Origin of the sequence: Aquabacterium fontiphilum (genome assembly GCF_009909205.1) — a bacterium.
Taxonomy (GTDB): domain Bacteria; phylum Pseudomonadota; class Gammaproteobacteria; order Burkholderiales; family Burkholderiaceae_C; genus Aquabacterium; species Aquabacterium fontiphilum.
On the sequence record NZ_JAAAPN010000001.1, the window covers coordinates 19,616 to 35,912 of the forward strand.

Annotated in this window: 12 protein-coding genes and 1 pseudogene; 8 read left to right on the plus strand and 5 right to left on the minus strand. The window is 68.4% G+C overall.

The genetic code is table 11. The features are described 5' to 3' along the window. Nucleotides 1–265: 265 nt before the first annotated feature. From nirB to GTZ97_RS00130, 5 genes and pseudogenes are all read left to right on the plus strand, one after another. A complete protein-coding gene (gene nirB / locus GTZ97_RS00110) occupies nt 266–2,827 on the plus strand; it encodes a nitrite reductase large subunit NirB (protein ID WP_161648481.1) in 2,562 nt (853 codons plus the stop codon). Nucleotides 2,828–2,871: 44 nt separating this feature from the next. After that, complete coding sequence (gene nirD, locus GTZ97_RS00115; protein WP_161648482.1) at nt 2,872–3,228, plus strand: nitrite reductase small subunit NirD; 357 nt, start codon at nt 2,872–2,874, stop codon at nt 3,226–3,228. Beyond that, on the plus strand, nt 3,225–6,125 hold the full coding sequence (locus GTZ97_RS00120; RefSeq protein ID WP_236650923.1) for a nitrate reductase: 2,901 nt from the start codon (nt 3,225–3,227) through the stop codon (nt 6,123–6,125). Before nirD ends, GTZ97_RS00120 begins: the two co-directional genes overlap by 4 nt. A 79-nt stretch (nt 6,126–6,204) precedes the next feature. Continuing rightward, nucleotides 6,205–7,458, plus strand: a complete 1,254-nt coding sequence (locus tag GTZ97_RS00125; protein ID WP_161648483.1) for an MFS transporter — start codon at nt 6,205–6,207, stop codon at nt 7,456–7,458. Between the two features lie 47 nt (nt 7,459–7,505). Beyond that, nucleotides 7,506–8,717 (plus strand): annotated as a pseudogene (locus GTZ97_RS00130) (NAD(P)/FAD-dependent oxidoreductase); the annotation flags it as partial. A 57-nt stretch (nt 8,718–8,774) separates the two neighbouring features. Here the strand turns inward: GTZ97_RS00130 and GTZ97_RS00135 are convergent. Beyond that, nucleotides 8,775–10,514, minus strand: a complete 1,740-nt coding sequence (locus GTZ97_RS00135; protein WP_161648485.1) for a bifunctional protein-serine/threonine kinase/phosphatase — start codon at nt 10,512–10,514, stop codon at nt 8,775–8,777. A gap of 119 nt (nt 10,515–10,633) precedes the next feature. Between GTZ97_RS00135 and GTZ97_RS00140 the strand changes: the two genes are divergently transcribed. Beyond that, the gene (locus GTZ97_RS00140; protein ID WP_161648486.1) at nt 10,634–11,965 is read left to right on the plus strand and encodes a nitrate regulatory protein; all 1,332 of its coding nucleotides are present in this window, start codon (nt 10,634–10,636) and stop codon (nt 11,963–11,965) included. Between the two features lie 10 nt (nt 11,966–11,975). Here the strand turns inward: GTZ97_RS00140 and GTZ97_RS00145 are convergent, their stop codons facing one another. The 3 genes from GTZ97_RS00145 to GTZ97_RS00155 are packed head-to-tail and all read right to left on the minus strand — an operon-like array spanning nt 11,976 to nt 13,716. After that, nucleotides 11,976–12,197, minus strand: coding sequence for an ATP-binding protein (locus tag GTZ97_RS00145; RefSeq protein ID WP_161648487.1), 222 nt, complete (start codon nt 12,195–12,197; stop codon nt 11,976–11,978). Nucleotides 12,198–12,211: 14 nt separating this feature from the next. Then, a complete protein-coding gene (gene yghU, locus GTZ97_RS00150) occupies nt 12,212–13,105 on the minus strand; it encodes a glutathione-dependent disulfide-bond oxidoreductase (RefSeq protein WP_161648488.1) in 894 nt (297 codons plus the stop codon). 32 nt (nt 13,106–13,137) lie between these two features. After that, nucleotides 13,138–13,716 carry an NAD(P)H-dependent oxidoreductase gene (locus GTZ97_RS00155; protein ID WP_161648489.1) on the minus strand — a complete coding sequence of 193 codons (579 nt, stop codon included), beginning with the start codon at nt 13,714–13,716 and terminating at the stop codon, nt 13,138–13,140. A gap of 87 nt (nt 13,717–13,803) precedes the next feature. Here GTZ97_RS00155 and GTZ97_RS00160 point away from each other — a divergent pair, with 87 nt between their 5' ends. Then, nucleotides 13,804–14,424 carry a TetR/AcrR family transcriptional regulator gene (locus GTZ97_RS00160; protein ID WP_161648490.1) on the plus strand — a complete coding sequence of 207 codons (621 nt, stop codon included), beginning with the start codon at nt 13,804–13,806 and terminating at the stop codon, nt 14,422–14,424. Here GTZ97_RS00160 and GTZ97_RS00165 read toward each other — a convergent pair. After that, nucleotides 14,409–15,197, minus strand: coding sequence for a CHAP domain-containing protein (locus GTZ97_RS00165; RefSeq protein ID WP_161648491.1), 789 nt, complete (start codon nt 15,195–15,197; stop codon nt 14,409–14,411). The genes GTZ97_RS00160 and GTZ97_RS00165 overlap by 16 nt on opposite strands. A gap of 97 nt (nt 15,198–15,294) precedes the next feature. Here GTZ97_RS00165 and GTZ97_RS00170 point away from each other — a divergent pair, with 97 nt between their 5' ends. After that, nucleotides 15,295–16,278 (plus strand): class I SAM-dependent methyltransferase, encoded by a 984-nt coding sequence (locus GTZ97_RS00170; protein ID WP_161648833.1) that lies wholly within the window; start codon nt 15,295–15,297, stop codon nt 16,276–16,278. Nucleotides 16,279–16,297 lie beyond the last annotated feature (19 nt).

Genomic DNA, 16,297 nt, shown 5'->3' on the forward strand with positions numbered 1-16,297 from the left:
ATCAGGGCATGTCGAGGCGGCTCGGCGGGCCTGACGAGGCCGATCGGAAGGCCGCTGCCCACGAATCGACGGGCACGAACCTTGCGTTCCTCCACGGCACGCAGCCCGGGTAGTGCCGCCCCGGCTGCATGCCCCCTCCGCTAACGACGGCGGAATTCTGGTGGGCACTGGTTTCCGCACCAGTCTGCCCAGTCATGAACCGTGATCCTCTCAGCCAGCCAGCCGGCAGGCCCGCGGGGACCGCACGCGTCAAGCAGAGTTCGCTATGAAGATCGTCGTCGTAGGCCATGGCATGGTTGGCCACAAGTTTCTCGAAACCCTCGCCGAGATCGGGCTGACGGACACGCAAGTGGCCGTGTTGTGCGAGGAGCCGCGTCCGGCCTACGACCGCGTCCACCTGTCCGAGTACTTCTCGGGCAAGACTGCCGAAGACCTCTCTCTGGTCGAGCCTGGCTTCTTCGACCGCACCGGCATCGATCTGCGCCTGGCCGCGCGCGCCGCCAGCATCGACCGTCGCGCCAAGACGGTGACCACGGCTGAAGGCGAGACCCTGGCCTATGACAAGCTGGTGCTGGCCACAGGCTCCACGCCCTTCGTGCCTCCGGTGCCGGGCCGCGAGCGCCCTGGCTGCTTCGTCTACCGCACCATAGAAGACCTCGACCGCATGAAGGCGGCAGGCGCCAAGTCACGCACCGGCGTGGTGGTGGGCGGCGGGCTGCTGGGTCTGGAGTGCGCCAAGGCCTTGCGCGACATGGGCCTGGACACCCATGTCGTTGAGTTTGCGCCGCGGCTGATGGCCGTGCAGGTCGATGACGGCGGCGGCCGTGTGCTGCGCAGCAAGATCGAGGCGCTCGGCGTGCAGGTGCACACCGGCCGCAACACGGTCGAGATCACCGACGGCCGCGAAGCCCGCCACCGCATGGTGTTTGCCGATGGCTCCTACCTCGAGACCGACATGATCGTGTTCTCGGCCGGCATCCGCCCGCGCGATGAACTGGCCCGCCAGTGCGTGCTGGCGGTGGGCCCGCGGGGCGGTGTGGTCATCGATGACCATTGCCGCACCAGCGACCACGACATCTACGCGATTGGCGAGTGCGCCGCCTGGAACGAACAGACGTTCGGCCTGGTGGCCCCGGGCTACGACATGGCCCGCGTGGCTGCGCGCCACATCGCCGGCGAGGCCACGGCAGCCTTCACAGGTGCCGACATGAGCACCAAGCTCAAGCTCATGGGCGTGGATGTCGCCAGCATCGGCGATGCACACGGCAAGACGGCGGGTAGCCGCAGCTTCCAGTATGTCGACGAGCTCAAGCAGGTCTACAAGAAGATCGTGGTGAGCGAAGACGGCAAGACCCTGCTGGGCGCCGTGCTGGTGGGCAATGCCGATGAGTACGGCACCCTGCTGCAGATGGCGCTCAACGGCATCGCCTTGCCGGCCAGTCCCGAGTTCCTGATCCTGCCCAGCAGCGACGGCCAGGCCAAGCCCGGCCTCGGTCCCGACGCCTTGCCCGACAGCGCCCAGATCTGCTCGTGCAACAGCGTCAGCAAGGGCCAGATCTGCGCCGCCGTGGGCGAGGGCGCCACGACCATTGCGGCCATGAAGTCCTGCACCAAGGCGGGGGCCACCTGCGGCGGCTGCGTGCCCCTGGTCACGCAGATCATGAAGGCCGAGATGAGCAAGCGCGGCCTGGCGGTCAACAACCACCTGTGCGAACACTTCAAGTATTCGCGCCAGGAGCTCTACCACCTGATCCGTGTGGGCGAGATCCAGACCTTTGACGAACTGCTGGCCAAGCACGGCAACGGCCTGGGCTGCGACATCTGCAAGCCCACCGCCGCAAGCATCTTTGCCTCGGTGTGGAACGACTTCGTGCTCAAGCCGCAGTTGGCCAGCCTGCAAGACAGCAACGACTACTACCTGGGCAACATCCAGAAGGACGGCACCTACAGCGTGGTGCCGCGCATGCCGGGCGGCGAGGTCACGCCTGAGGGCCTGATCGCCGTGGGCATGGTGGCCAAGAAGTACGGCCTGTACACCAAGATCACCGGTGGCCAGCGGGTGGACCTGTTCGGCGCCCGCGTCGAACAGCTGCCCCTGATCTGGGAAGAGCTGATCGCCGCCGGCTTCGAGTCGGGCCACGCATACGGCAAGTCGCTGCGCACCGTGAAGAGCTGCGTGGGCAGCACCTGGTGCCGCTATGGCGTGGACGACAGCGTCGGCCTGGCCATTGAACTGGAGAACCGCTACAAGGGCCTGCGCGCACCACACAAGATCAAGTTCGGCGTGTCGGGCTGCACCCGCGAGTGCGCAGAGGCGCAAGGCAAGGACGTGGGTGTGATCGCGACCGACAAGGGCTGGAACCTCTATGTGTGCGGCAACGGCGGCATGAAGCCGCGCCATGCCGAGCTGATCGCCTCCGATCTCACCAAGGCCAAGTTGATTCAGCTGATCGACCGCTTCCTGATGTTCTACGTACGCACGGCCGACCGGCTGCAGCGCACCAGCACCTGGCGCGACAACCTGGAAGGCGGGCTGGATTACCTCAAGAGCGTGCTGATCGATGATTCGCTGGGCCTGGCCGCCGAGCTGGAAGCGCAGATGCAGCACGTGGTCGACACCTACCAGTGCGAATGGAAGACCGCCGTGACCACGCCCGAAGTGCGTCAGCGCTTCCGCAGCTTCGTCAACAGCGATGCCGTGGACGCCACCGTGACCTTTGTTCGCGAACGTGGCCAGATCCGCCCGGCCCGCCCCGATGAAAAAGAGCTGGCATCGGTGGACCCGCTGCATGCGCCTGACGCGTTGGAAGCCTCCCACACCGCCTGATCGTCCAGCCTGAGATCAGTCAGACACCGAACGGAGCCATCATCATGAGCGCTGTGCTGAACCCTTCCCCCTGGACCCTGGTCTGCCCCGTCAACGACATCGTGCCCAACACCGGCGTGTGCGCCCTGGTGGACGGGCATCCCGTGGCCGTGTTCCGGGTGATCACTGCCGACGGCCGCGATGCCTTTTATGCCATCGACAACATCGACCCCAAGAACGGTGCCAACGTGCTGTCGCGCGGGCTGGTGGGCAACCTGGGCGAGCACCTGGTGGTGGCCTCACCGCTTTACAAGCACCACCTGGTGCTGGCCACCGGCGAATGCCTGGAGAACCCCGCGTGGTCGGTGCGCGCTCACCACGCCGAGGTGCGTGACGGTCAGGTGTGGGTGTCGTTGGGATGACCATGTCCACTGCGGCACCGGTAGCGGGCGCCACCGTCACCCGCTCCACCTGCCCCTACTGCGGCACCGGCTGCGGCGTGAAGATCACGTCGGTGCAGGGCCAGATCGTCGATGTGCAGGGCGACCCCGATCACCCCGCCAACTTCGGCCGTCTGTGCACCAAGGGCTCGACCCTGCACCTCACCGCCGCCGCCAGCGTCACGCAACAGACGCGGCTGCTGCACCCCCAGCAGCGCCTGCAGCGCGGCGCCGCGCCCACGCCCCTGGGCTGGGATGCTGCCCTCAACTTGGCTGCCGACCGCCTGGCCGCCATCATCCGCGAGCACGGGCCGCAGGCCGTGGCCTTCTATGGCTCGGGCCAGCTGCTGACGGAAGACTATTACGTGCTCAACAAGCTGGTGAAGGGCTTCATCGGCACCAACTTGCTCGACACCAATTCGCGCCTGTGCATGAGCAGCGCCGTGGCCGGCTACAAGGCCACGCTGGGCGCCGATGCGCCACCCGCCTGCTACGCTGACTTCGACCACGCCGAGACGATGTTCATCGTCGGCGCAAACACGGCCTGGGCCCACCCCATCCTGTTTAGGCGCATCGAAGCAGCCCGCGCCGCCCGGCCCAGCCAGAAGCTGATCGTGGCCGACCCGCGCCGCACCGAGACGGCCGAGATGGCCGACCTCTACCTGCCCATCCGCCCCGGCAGCGACGTGGCCCTGTTCCACGGCCTCCTGCACGTGATGGTGCGCGAGGGTCTGATCGACCGCGGCTACATCGCCCGCCACACCACCGGCTTCGAGACGCTGGAGGCGGCCGTCATGGACCAGCCCGCCCAGGTCTATGCCGATATCTGCGGCATCCCGCTGGCCGACCTGGAACAGGCCGCGCGCTGGATGGGCGGCCACACGCCCACGCTGTCGCTGTACTGCCAGGGCCTGAACCAAAGCACGGCCGGCACCGACAAGAACGCCACCCTGATCGCGCTGCACCTGGCCACGGGCCAGATCGGCATCCCCGGTGCCGGGCCGTTCTCACTGACGGGCCAGCCCAATGCCATGGGCGGCCGCGAGGTGGGCGGCATGGCCAACCTGCTGAGCGCCCACCGCGACCTGGCCAATGCTGCACACCGCGAAGAAGTGGCCGCGCTGTGGGGCGTGCCCGAGGTGCCCGCCCAGCCCGGCAAAACGGCGGTGGAGATGTTCGAAGCCGCGGCGCGCGGCGAGATCAAGGCCTTGTGGATCGCCTGCACCAACCCGGCGCAATCGCTGCCCGACCAGGCCACCGTGCGCCGCGCACTGGAGCGCGCCGAGTTCGTGGTGGTGCAAGAGGCCTTTGCCAGCACCGCCACCTGCGCCTACGCCGACCTGCTGCTGCCGGCCACCACCTGGGGCGAAAAGGACGGCACGGTGACCAACAGCGAGCGCCGCATCAGCCGCGTGCGCCCTGCGGTGCCGCCCACTGGCGAGGCCCGCCACGACTGGGCCATCTTCACCGCCCTGGGCCAGCGCCTGGAAGCGCGTCTGCCCGAGCGCGTGGCCGCCTACCGCCCCGGCACCACCACGCTGTTTGACTACCCCACGCCCGAAAGCGTGTGGAATGAACACCGCGCATCCACCCGTGGGCGCGACCTCGACATCACGGGCCTGAGCTACGCCCTGCTGGAGCAACAGGGCCCGCAGCAGTGGCCCTACCCCGAAGGGGCCACCCGTGGCCGCGCCCGCCTGTACGCCGACGGCCGCTTTGCCACGCCCGATGGCAAGGCCCGCTTCGTGACGGCCGCTTGGCGCGCACCGCGTGAACAAGCCGATGCCGACTACCCCTTCGTGCTCAACACCGGCCGCCTGCGCGACCAGTGGCACGGCATGAGCCGCACCGGCACGCTGGGCCGGCTGTTTGGGCATGTGAGCGAGCCCGCCATCGAGCTGCACCCCGATGACCTGCAACAGCAGGGCCTGCGCGACGGGCAACTGCTGCGCGTGCGCTCGCGCCGGGGCGAGGTGCTGATCCCGGCGCGCGCCAGCACGGGCCAGCGCCGGGGCGAGGCCTACATCGCCATGCACTGGGGCGAAGAGTTCATCAGCGGCCGTGGGCGCGGTGGGCAGCGCCTGCAGGGCGTCAATGCGCTGACGCAGCCCGCTTTCTGCCCCAGCTCCAAACAGCCCGAACTCAAGAACGCCAGCATCGCCATCGAGGCGGCCGACCTGGCGTGGCACGCTGTCTTCCTGGCCTGGCTGCCTGCCAACGAGGCCCTCGCCCTGCGCGAACGCCTCAAGCCCTTGGCCGACACATTCGCCTTCACCAGCTGTGTGCCCTTCGGGCGCGAGCCCGATGCCCAGGCCCGCGTGGGCGTGTTGCTGCGCGTGGCCGATGAACAGGCGCCTGCCGCCGAGCGGCTGCGCGAGGTGGCCGCTGCCTTCGGCCTGGAGGGCCATGAGCTTCTACGCTATGACGACACCGCACGTGGTCACCACCGCTGGCTGCAAGTGCAGGCCGATCGCGAAGGGGCCCAGCACCTGCGCGCCCTCATGCTGGCCGGTGACACCCGCCCTGCCGCGTGGCTGCCCGCCTTGCTGCAAGCCGACCACGACGTGACCGAGCTGGGCAGCCTGTTGCTGCACCCCGGTGCCAGCGCACCCGTCAAGGTGGCCGATGCAGGCAAACAAATCTGCACCTGCTACAACGTGACCGAGCCCCAGATCGTGGCCCACTTGCAGCATTGCGAGGGCAGCGCCGACGCACGCCTGGCCAGCCTGCAAGGCGCCTTGAAGTGCGGCACCAACTGCGGCTCGTGCGTGCCCACGCTGCGCACCCTGGTGCGCAACACCCCGTTCACCGAATCACCCGCCCAGGCACCCACCGTGGTGCCCATTGTTGAAGACCGATCAGACCGCCGCGCGGCCTGAGCCCGCTTTCGCTCTTTGGATCCCACCCCAACACGTCGCTTGCGAACCCCGACAAGACGGCACCCCCGCTGAAACCACCATGTCCAACTTCAAGACCTTCTTGCGCGCAGGGCACCCACCCACCCTGTTTGCCTCCTTCCTGTACTTCGACCTCACCTTCGCCATCTGGGTGCTCAATGGCGCGATGGCCCCGTTCATCAAGGAGAGCTTCAACCTCACCGCGGCCGAAGTCGGCTTCATGGTGTCGGTGCCCATTCTGGCCGGCGCCCTGATGCGCTTCCCCTTGGGTCTGCTCGCCCAGTACATCGGCCGCAAGAGCGCCGCCATGGTGGAGATGGGGCTGATCGTGCTGGCCTTGATCTACGGCTTCTTCTTCGTGGACTCACACAGCGAGGTGCTGGCCATGGGCGTGCTGCTGGGCATTGCCGGCGGCAGCTTCGGCATTGCGCTGTCGCTGGGCTCGGGCTGGTTCCCGCCCAAGTACAAAGGCCTGGCCATGGGCATTGCCGGCGCGGGCAACAGCGGCACGGTGCTGGCTGTGTTGTTCGCCCCACCGCTGGCCACCGCCTATGGCTGGCAGGCTGTCTATGGCCTGGCTGCCCTCACCATGCTGCTGCCCATGGTGGTGATGGCCGTGATGGCCAAAGAGCCGCCCGACATCGAACACCAGACCCTGCGCGAACACACCGCCTGCCTGTTCGAGAAGGATGGCTGGGCCTTCAGTCTGATCTACATCGTCACCTTCGGCGGCTTCATCGGCTTGGCCAACTTCCTGCCCACCTACTTCTACGACCAGTTCAAGGTCACCAAAATCGAAGCCGGGCAGCTCACCATGCTGGCCACGCTCATGGGCTCGGCCACGCGGGTTCTGGGCGGCTGGTTGTCTGACCGCTGGGGCGGCGTCAACACACTGTCGGCGGTGCTGGTGTTCGTGATCGCCACGTTGCTGGTGTGCGGCATGATGGGCACCAGCCTCACGCTGACCACCCTGCTGTTCATGCTGTGCTTCGCCGCCCTGGGCGCAGGCAATGGCGCACTGTTCCAGCTGGTGCCGCTGCGCTGGCCGCTGACCACGGCAGTGGCGGGCTCGATGATTGGCGAGCTGGGGGCACTGGGTGGTGGCCTGATCCCCAACGCCATGGGCCAGTCCAAGCAGCACTTCGACACCTACTTCTATGGCTTTCTGGGCTTTGCCATCTTTGCAGCCGTGATCCTGGTGATGCTGCGCGTGATGCAGATCCGCTGGACGCGCACCTGGGCCGAGAAGGGCGGCCGCGCGCGCAGCAGCAGCGGCACGGCGGCCGCCTTCACCCAGCCAGCCGCCGGGCGCTGAGCGTCAAACACGGAACGCGATCGTCGAACCAACCGGAGGGTGTGCCCATGTCGCAAGCAACGTCGCGCAAGAAGCTGGTGGTCATCGGCAACGGCATGGCCGGCATGCGCACGCTCGAAGAGCTGCTGAAGCTGTCGCCCGATCTGTACGACATCACCGTGTTCGGGGCTGAGCCTCATCCGAACTACAACCGCATCATGCTGTCGCCCGTCCTGGCGGGCGAGCAGACAATCGACGACATCATCCTCAACCCGCTGAGCTGGTATGAGCGCCACGGCATCACGCTGCACCTGGGGCAGACCGTTACCGAGGTCGATCGCCGGCGTCGCGTGGTCCACACCGCCGACGGCATCGAGGCCCACTACGACCGCCTGCTGCTGGCGACCGGCTCGCAGCCCTTCATCCTGCCCGTGCCGGGCCACACGCTGACGGGCGTGATCGCCTACCGCGACATCGCCGACACGCAGACCATGATCGAGACGGCGCGCACCCACCGCCACGCCGTGGTCATCGGAGGCGGGCTGTTGGGCCTGGAGGCCGCCAACGGCCTGCGCTTGCGCGGCATGGCGGTCACGGTGGTGCACATCAGCGAATGGCTGCTGGAGCGCCAGCTCGACCGCGAAGCCGCCGGCCTGCTGCAGGCCGAACTGGCCGCACGCGGCATCGGGTTTGAGCTGCAGGCGCATACGGCCGCCTGCCTGGACGACGGGCACGGGCGCGTGCGGGCGCTGGCGCTGAAGGACGGGCGCGAGCTGCCTGCCGATCTGGTGGTGATGGCCGCAGGCATCCGGCCCCAGGTGGCCCTGGCCGAGTCCATGGGGCTGCAGTGCAACCGCGGTGTGGTGGTGACCGACACCTTGCAGAGCATCACCGATCCCCGCATCTACGCCGTGGGCGAGTGCGCCAACCACCGCGGCACGGCCTACGGGCTGGTCGCCCCGCTGTATGAGCAGGCCAAGGTCTGCGCCACGCATCTGGCGCATTGGGGCATTGGCCGATACCAGGGCAGCCAGGTCAGCACCAAGCTCAAGGTCACGGGCATCGACCTGTTTTCAGCCGGTGACTTCATGGGCGCAGAGGGCACCGAATCGGTCTTCCTGCGCGACCCCCTGCGCGGCGTCTACAAAAAGCTGGTATTCAAGGGCCAGCAGCTGGTGGGGGCCTGCCTGTATGGCGACATCCGCGATGGCGCGTGGTACTTCGACCTGATCCGCAGCGGCGAGCCGGTGGCCAGCCAGCGCGACACCCTGGTCTTCGGCCCACCCCAGGCGGCCGCAGGGTGACACGGGGTGACACCGTCTGCCCGCTGACCGCCCTCACTGCCTGGGCAAGAAGACCAGCCAGTACACCAGCAACAGGTTGAACAACAAGGACACGCCAAAAGCGATCTGCCAGACCGCCGCCGGGTTCCGCTCCAGAAGGGCGGAAGCCCGGGGTGGTGTCAGTGGCCGCGAGGCCCCGCGCTCCAGCGCCAGCCTGAACTCTTCGGCCGTCTCGAAGCGTTGCTTGGGGTCGCGGGCCACGGCCTTGAGCACGACGTGGTCCAGCCAGATGGGCACATCCGGCCGCAGGCGCGAGGGCGCGACCGGGTCGCGCCGATAGGGCCCCAGCTGGTAGGGCTCGATCTCGCCATAGGGCAGGCGGCCCGTCAGCCACAGGTACAGCGAGACTCCCAGCGCAAACAGGTCCGACTGCGGCGTGGCCCGCGCCAGGGCCGCATCATCCGACCACTGCTCCGGATTCATGAAGCTGGGGGTGCCCGCATGCAGCACCCGCACCGCTTCCGGCTCGCGGCCCGACAGCGCCACCCCCAGGTCCAGGATGCGCCACTGCCCGTCACGGCCCAGGTGGAGGTTATCGGGCTTGATGTCGCGGTGGATCACGCCATGCTGATGCAACCGCCCCAGCGTGCGGGTGAGGCTGATGGCGGCCTGCACGATGTCCGGCACGGCAAAGGGTGTCTTGCTGTCCAGCAAGTGGGCCAGCGACTGCCCGTCGAGCCAGTCCGACAGGGTGTAGAACGCCGTGGGGTTGACGGGCTCGGTGATGTGCAGCAGCCCCTCGGCCTGCCGCTCCGACACGCGCGCCCCCAGCCACGCTTCGTGCGCCAGCATGTCTCGCTCTTGCGCGTCGTTGGCGCGCGACTCGTGCAGGGTCTTGAGCGCATGCAGGCTGCCGCGCGCCTCATCGCGCACGCGGTACACCCGGTGCACACCATTGTTGAACACCAGCGCCTCAACCACCATGCCATCCAGCCGCTCACCGGGCTGCAGGCGGGCCGGCACGGGCAACTGCCGCCCACGGCGGTTCGCATCGGCCAGGCTGCGGGTGTCCAGACCCCGCACCCGCAACACCAGCGCGGTGGCGTTGTCCCGGCCGCCGGCGGCCAGGGCCTTGTGCACCAGCGCGTGCGCCGCGTCCTGGGCGGTGCCCTGCATGGCCCACTCGCGCAGTTGCCTGGGCTTGAGCGGCGCATGCACGCCATCGGTGGTCAGCACAAAGGTGTCGCCCACCTGCATGTCGCCGTCGAGGTAATCCACGCGCAGCGCCTCATCGAGCCCCACGGCGCGGGTCAGGCCATTGTTGAACTCCGTGTGGCCCATGACGTGGTCTTGCGTGAGCTGCAGGCACTCGCCGTCGCGGATCAGCCAGGCCCGGCTGTCGCCCACGTGGGCCAGCGTGAACCCGTGCGCCCGCAGGACCAGGGCCGTCAACGTGCACAGGCCCGTCTCGGCAGGGGGCTCGCCGGGGCGCCGCGTGTGCTGGCGGCGCCGGTTGTGGTCGGCCAGCCAGGCGTTGTAGGCCACGATGAGGCGATCCAGCGCCACGGTCGGGTCCCAGGTGGCCGGGGTGGCATACCAGTCGTGCAGCAGCGTCTGCACGGCGGTCCGCGCGGCCTCGCGGCCCAGGCCGCCGGCCGACACCCCGTCGGCCACCGCAGCCACCACGCCCCACGGGCCTTCGGCCGGACCAGGCAGGCGCACGCCGCCCCAGTCTTCCAGTGTGGTGCGCGGGCCCCGCTCCGAGGCAAAGCCGATGTCCAGATCAAAGCTCATGCAGTCTCGAGCTTAGCGATTTATCCCTGCGTTCACGGGCCTCGCGTCCCATTGGCGCATCAAAACATCCACAATGCAGCTTTGGCACCCCGTGTCCTCCAAACACACTGCCCCCGTTCATGCCCTTGCCTTCCCTGTCCGTGTCTAGCCTCGTGCTGCGTGCCCGCCAGCTCGAGACCGAGGCCATTCAGTGCCTTGCGCGCCGTGTCGAACTGGTCGACGCCATCGGCCAGTGCATCGACGCCTTGCAGCGCGAACGCGGTGCCAGCAGCATCTACCTCGCCTCGGGTGGGCAGCGCTTCGGGGACGAACGGCTGGCGGCGGTGAGCGAGTCGCTTCCTTCCGAGAACCGCGTGCGCGTGCTGTTCGAGCAGCATGTGCAGGCCGGCTCCGGCGCGAGCCCCCGGCTGCTGTCGCTGATGGCCTGGGTGTTGCTGGATCTGGACGCCCTGCCCGAACTTCGCCAGCGGATCGCCCAGCGCCGTCTGAGTGCGCAGGACAGCATATTGGCTTACAGCCGCTTGATTGGCAGCCAGGTTGAGCTGGTCTTCCACCTCGCAGATGCCGCATTGCACCCGGCGGTGTCACGCCAGCTGGTGGCGCTGGTCCACCTGCTGCAAGGCAAGGAGCTGGCCGGCCAGGAGCGCGCGCTCGGAGGGCAGTTGTTTGCCTCGGGCCAGCGCGACGAAGAGCAACAACAACGCATCGCGCACCTGATCGAGGCTCAGGAACGCAGCCTGGCGGTGTTTGAGGAGTTCGCCGACCCGGCCCAGGCCGAGGCCTGGCAGCAAGGCCAGCTCACCCCTCACATCGCGCAGATCGAGCGGCTGCGCCGCACCCTGTGCAGCACGGGCAGCCGTGTGGCGCTCGATCCGGCCCAGGCCGAGTCTTGGTTTCAGGTCACCAGCCAACGCATCAGCCAGATGTGGCAGCTGGAGGTGTCGCTGGTTCAGGCGCTGCAGCACGACTGCCAGCAGCAGATCGAGGCCTCGCAGGCCCAATTGCAGGATGCGCAGGAGCTCCTCGACCAACTCAGGCAGAACCCGCCAGCGCACACCCACGCGGTGGAGCGGTTCTTCAGCGCCCATGGCGCCGATCTGCCGCCCCCAGTCCTGGCCCCGCTGAGCAATGTCGCCGAGCCAACGCGTCAGACCGCTCAGGCGGCAGGCGACTCGCCGTTGGTTGAACTGCTGCAGGCCCAGTCGGCTCGCCTGGCCAGCATGGAGGCCGAACTGGAATCTGCCAAACGCGCCCTGAACGACCGCAAGGTGATCGAGCGGGCCAAAGGCGCGCTGATGTCCCGGCTCGGCCTGAGCGAAGAGGCCGCCTACCGCGCGCTGCAAAAAGCGGCCATGGACCACAACAAGCGGCTCGTGGACATGGCCGAGGCGGCCCTGGCGCTGCCGGACCTGGCCTTCTCCTCCGGCCGAGAGCGCCCGCCAGCACGCTGAACCGCGCCCGTCAGCGGGCCCTCGCCATCCTGATCGCGTCGAACGGGCAGACCACCGCACACCGGGCACACCCCGTGCAGCCCGGCACATCGTGCAGCACCGCCTGCTTCGGCCCCCAGCCGCGGGGATGCGCAGACGCCAGCCACAGCACCCGTGGGGGACACGCCGCCACGCAGCGGCCGCAGCCCGTGCAACGGGCGGGGTCGACCTGGGGCAGGGCGGCAGCGGCCATGATCCGCGGGCTTGTCACCCGCCAGCGGCCAGCTTGTCCTGGGTTTTCGTCTCGAAGTCGGTGGCGTCGTGCCGTTCGTGCAACTGCGTGGCCGGGTCGCCCCAGACCCGGTTCACCATGCGGCCACGCCGCGCGGCCGGGCGCTGGGCGATCTCATCGGCCCAGCGCAGCACATTCGTGTAGGTGTGCACCTGCAGGAACTCACCGGCCTCATACAACTGGCCCTTGGCCAGTGCGCCATACCAGGGCCACACAGCCATGTCTGCGATCGTGTAGTCGTCGCCAGTCAGGTAGCGGCGCTCGGCCAACAGCCGATCAAGCACATCCATCTGGCGCTTGACCTCCATCGCATAGCGGTCGATGGCGTACTCGATCTTCTCGGGCGCATAGGCATAGAAGTGGCCAAAGCCCCCACCCAGAAAGGGCGCACTGCCCATCTGCCAGAACAGCCACGACAGACACTCGGCCCGCTGCGCCGGCTCGGTGGGCAGGAAGGCGCCGAACTTCTCGGCCAGGTACATCAGGATGGCGCCCGACTCGAACACGCGGATGGGCTGACCGCCCTGGGCCTCAGGGCTGCGATCAAGCAACGCGGGGATCTTGGAGTTCGGGTTGACGGCCACGAAGCCACTGCCGAACTGCGCGCCTTCGTTGATGCGGATGAGCCACGCATCGTACTCGGCACCCGCGTGCCCCAGGGCCAGCAACTCTTCGAGCATCACCGTCACTTTGGCGCCATTGGGCGTGCCCAGCGAATACAACTGCAGCGGGTGCCGGCCGACGGGCAGCTCGGCCTCGTGCGTCGCACCGGCGATCGGTCGGTTGATGTTGGCGAACTGGCCGCCGTGGCCCTGCTTCCAGGTCCAGACCTTGGGCGGGGTGTAGGGGGTCGGGGCAGACTCGGCCATCTCAGCGCTCCTGTTGCACGGTGGCCCGCAGGTTAGCAAAGTCTGCCGCGCTGTTCGGCCTTGGCCAGCCAGGCCTCACGCTGCGCAGGGGTAGACGTCTTGACCGAACCAAAGCTGTGGATGCGCACCGGCTTGATGCCCGAGAACTCGAGGATGGTGCGGCGCATCTGGTGGTGGCCTGGCATGCGGTTGACCAGCCAGTAGTACCAGGGCGGCGAGTCCATCGTCACCAGCAACTCGGCACTGCGCCCGCTGAGCAGGCGGTCCCAGAAAGGGCTGCCCTCGCGGTACTTGAAGGCAAAACCGGGCAGAAACACCCGGTCGATGAAGCCCTTGAGCAGCGCCGGCATCGCGCCCCACCAGATCGGGTAGGCGAAGACGAGGTGGTCGGCCCAGGTGATGGCCTCACGCGCCGCCTGCAGATCGGGCTCCAGCGGCTGACTGCCCTGGTAGCCGCCATGCAGGATGGGATCGAAGCGCAGGTCGGCCAGCCGCATCATCCGGACGGTGTGGCCCGCCGCGGCGGCGCCGTCGGCATAACGCTGCGTGAGCGCACCACACAGGCTGTCGGAACGGGGATGGCCCAACACGATGAGGATCTTTCGGGACATGGCGCCCTCCTTCTCTAGACAGTGTCAAGTGCATCCTAGAGTCAGCCACTAGACACTGTCAAGCGGATTCGGCATCATCATGTCGCCATGGCACATTCCTCTCCGTCTGCCGCGCCCCCTGCGGCACGCGATCTGCGCACGGACATCCTCGAGACAGCCCGCGCGCTGCTGGACGAATCTGGCGCGGCCGCGCTCAGCATGCGCGAGGTGGCCCGCCGCGCCGGCGTCACCCACCAGGCCCCGTACCACCACTTCGGCGACCGCGCCACCATCCTGGCCGAGCTGGTGGCCCAGGGATTCGAAGCGCTGGCCGAGGCGTTGCGCACCGCCCATGCCGCCGCCCGCGACGACCTGCGCGCGGCCGTGCTCGCGTCGGGCCGGGCCTACATCGACTTCGCCTTGCAACACCCTGGCGTGTTCCGGATCATGTTCCGCCCCGAGACCTGCGACCCGGCACGCTTCCCCGCCGTCCAGGCAGCCGGACAGGCGGCCCAGGCGGCCCTGACCGCGCTGGTGGAACAGGTGCACGGCCCGCGGTGCACGCCTGCGCTGTGCATGGTGTACTGGGCCCACGTCCATGGCATGGCCAGCCTGCTGCTCGACGGCTCGCTGGGCCAGGAATGCCCGGCAGGGCCGATGCGCGAGGCCTTGCTCGATCAGGTCGGGCAGACCTTTGCCGACCTGGTCATGGCTCAGCAACCCGTGTAGTCGATGTAGCCCTTGTTGATGCTGCCCACCTTGCGCTTGAGCCGGTAGACGCCGCCGCCCTCGCGCGTCAGCGAGGCGTCGGTGTTGCCCTCGATGGTGTGCAGGTAGCCGCCTTCGACACGCTCGACAAAGCCGGTGTGGCCCATGCCGCCACCGAAATCCATGATGAACACCATGCCCGGCCGGATCAGGCTGGGGTTGGCCACGGCGTCGCGTGCGGCCAGGCGCTGCGCGCCCTGTCGCTGGGCGTTGTTCCAGTGGGCCAGACAGCCCGCCGTCCTGAACATGGGGTTGCCACGCCCGGCCTCGTGCGCGGCCTCGTCAAAACACCAGTAGGTGAAGGCGCAGCACCAGGCCAGCCCCGGCGACACGCCGGCGCGCCTCAGATAGGCCTCGACCTCGGGGCCCCGGTTGCTGTTGCGCGGCACCTCCAGCACGCCGATCTGCGACGCGGCCTTGTCGAGCACCGCCGCCAGAAAGGGCGCTGCCGCGTTGTCGACCTGCGGCACCCGCTCGGTGCCGAACAGGGCGGCCCAGGTCAGCGCGCCCACCTCGCCATCGGTGCGCAAGGGCTGGCCCTGGTCATCGAGGTGGCGCGCCTGAAACAGCATCACCGCCTGCTTCATGCGCGGGCCGAAGGTCGGGTTGTCGGCATCCAGCACAATCGCGTCGCCGCCACGCAGCGCCAGTGCCTTGTTGAGCGCGTTCTTCAGCGCCTTGACGATGCGGGCGTCGGCTTCGCCCATCTTGATCAACCGGCCGGGGTACTTCATGCGCGATCCCTTCGCGTGTGTATCAACCCCCAGTCTCGCGCGTTGCATCGCGCCCGCCCATCACTAAGCTTAGGGATGACAGCCCATGCATGACCCCATCGCCTCGCTGCGCGACGCCATTGCCGCCTGGCCCACCCTGCCCGCCGACGCGCAGCGCTGCTTCCACGGCCGCGGCGGTCTGTACCCCGGTTGCGAAGCCTGGACGCTGGACTGGTTCGCGCCCGTCTGGCTGTTGACCTGCTTCGCGCCCTTGAGTGACGCCACGCTGGCCATCGCCGATGCGGTGCACCAGGCGCTGGCCGCCCGCTGGGCCGCGCTCGCGCCCGGCCAGCCGCTCAACCTGGTGCTGCAACACCGCGACGAGATCCGGGCCGACACGCGGGTGCTCGCCGGTGCCGTGCCCGAGCCGCACGTGGTCAGCGAACAGGGCGCGCGCTTTCGGGTGCACCTGCTGCGCGGCTACAACCACGGCCTGTTTCTGGACATGGCCGCTGGCCGACAGTGGGTGCGCGAGCAGGTGGCCAGCCGCGTGGCGCAGGGCCAGGGCTGCAAGGTGCTCAACCTGTTTGCCTACACCTGCGCCTTCTCGGTCGTGGCCATGCAGGCCGGGGCCGATCAGGTGGTCAACATCGACATGGCAGCGGGCGCACTCAACATCGGCAAGGCCAATCACGCGCTCAACGGCCTGGGCGCGGGCGCGAGCTTTCTGCCGCACGACATCTTCAGCTCGTGGGGCAAGCTCAACCGCTGCGGCCCCTATGACCTGGTCATCGCCGACCCACCGTCGTACCAGAAGGGCAGCTTCGTGGCCGAGAAAGACTACGCCCGGCTCATCCGCCGCCTGCCCGCGTTGCTGGCGCCCGGTGGCCAGGCCCTGCTGTGCCTGAACTCGCCCAAGCGCAACACCGCCTTTCTGCAGGACCTGGTGGCCGCCGAGGCGCCCAGCCTGGTGTTCGAGCAGCGTCTGCCCAACCCGCCGGCCTTTGCCGATGCGCAGCCCGAGCGCGCGCTCAAGGTGCTGGTGTTTCGGCTGGATGCGCAGGACGGGTCAGGCGGGCCGGGCGAGCCGATGGTGCCCTGAGGCAAACTTTGCCGCAGCA

Excerpts from the sequence above, each read along its gene's own strand:
- GTZ97_RS00165 (WP_161648491.1), bottom strand. The coding sequence starts at position 15,197 with ATGAAGTACCCCGGCCGGTTGATCAAGATGGGCGAAGCCGACGCCCGC.
- GTZ97_RS00145 (WP_161648487.1), bottom strand. The coding sequence starts at position 12,197 with ATGGCCGCTGCCGCCCTGCCCCAGGTCGACCCCGCCCGTTGCACGGGC.
- nirB (WP_161648481.1), top strand. The coding sequence starts at position 266 with ATGAAGATCGTCGTCGTAGGCCATGGCATGGTTGGCCACAAGTTTCTC.
- GTZ97_RS00120 (WP_236650923.1), top strand. The coding sequence starts at position 3,225 with ATGACCATGTCCACTGCGGCACCGGTAGCGGGCGCCACCGTCACCCGC.
- GTZ97_RS00125 (WP_161648483.1), top strand. The coding sequence starts at position 6,205 with ATGTCCAACTTCAAGACCTTCTTGCGCGCAGGGCACCCACCCACCCTG.
- nirD (WP_161648482.1), top strand. The coding sequence starts at position 2,872 with ATGAGCGCTGTGCTGAACCCTTCCCCCTGGACCCTGGTCTGCCCCGTC.
- GTZ97_RS00135 (WP_161648485.1), bottom strand. The coding sequence starts at position 10,514 with ATGAGCTTTGATCTGGACATCGGCTTTGCCTCGGAGCGGGGCCCGCGC.
- GTZ97_RS00155 (WP_161648489.1), bottom strand. The coding sequence starts at position 13,716 with ATGTCCCGAAAGATCCTCATCGTGTTGGGCCATCCCCGTTCCGACAGC.
- GTZ97_RS00160 (WP_161648490.1), top strand. The coding sequence starts at position 13,804 with ATGGCACATTCCTCTCCGTCTGCCGCGCCCCCTGCGGCACGCGATCTG.
- yghU (WP_161648488.1), bottom strand. The coding sequence starts at position 13,105 with ATGGCCGAGTCTGCCCCGACCCCCTACACCCCGCCCAAGGTCTGGACC.
- GTZ97_RS00140 (WP_161648486.1), top strand. The coding sequence starts at position 10,634 with ATGCCCTTGCCTTCCCTGTCCGTGTCTAGCCTCGTGCTGCGTGCCCGC.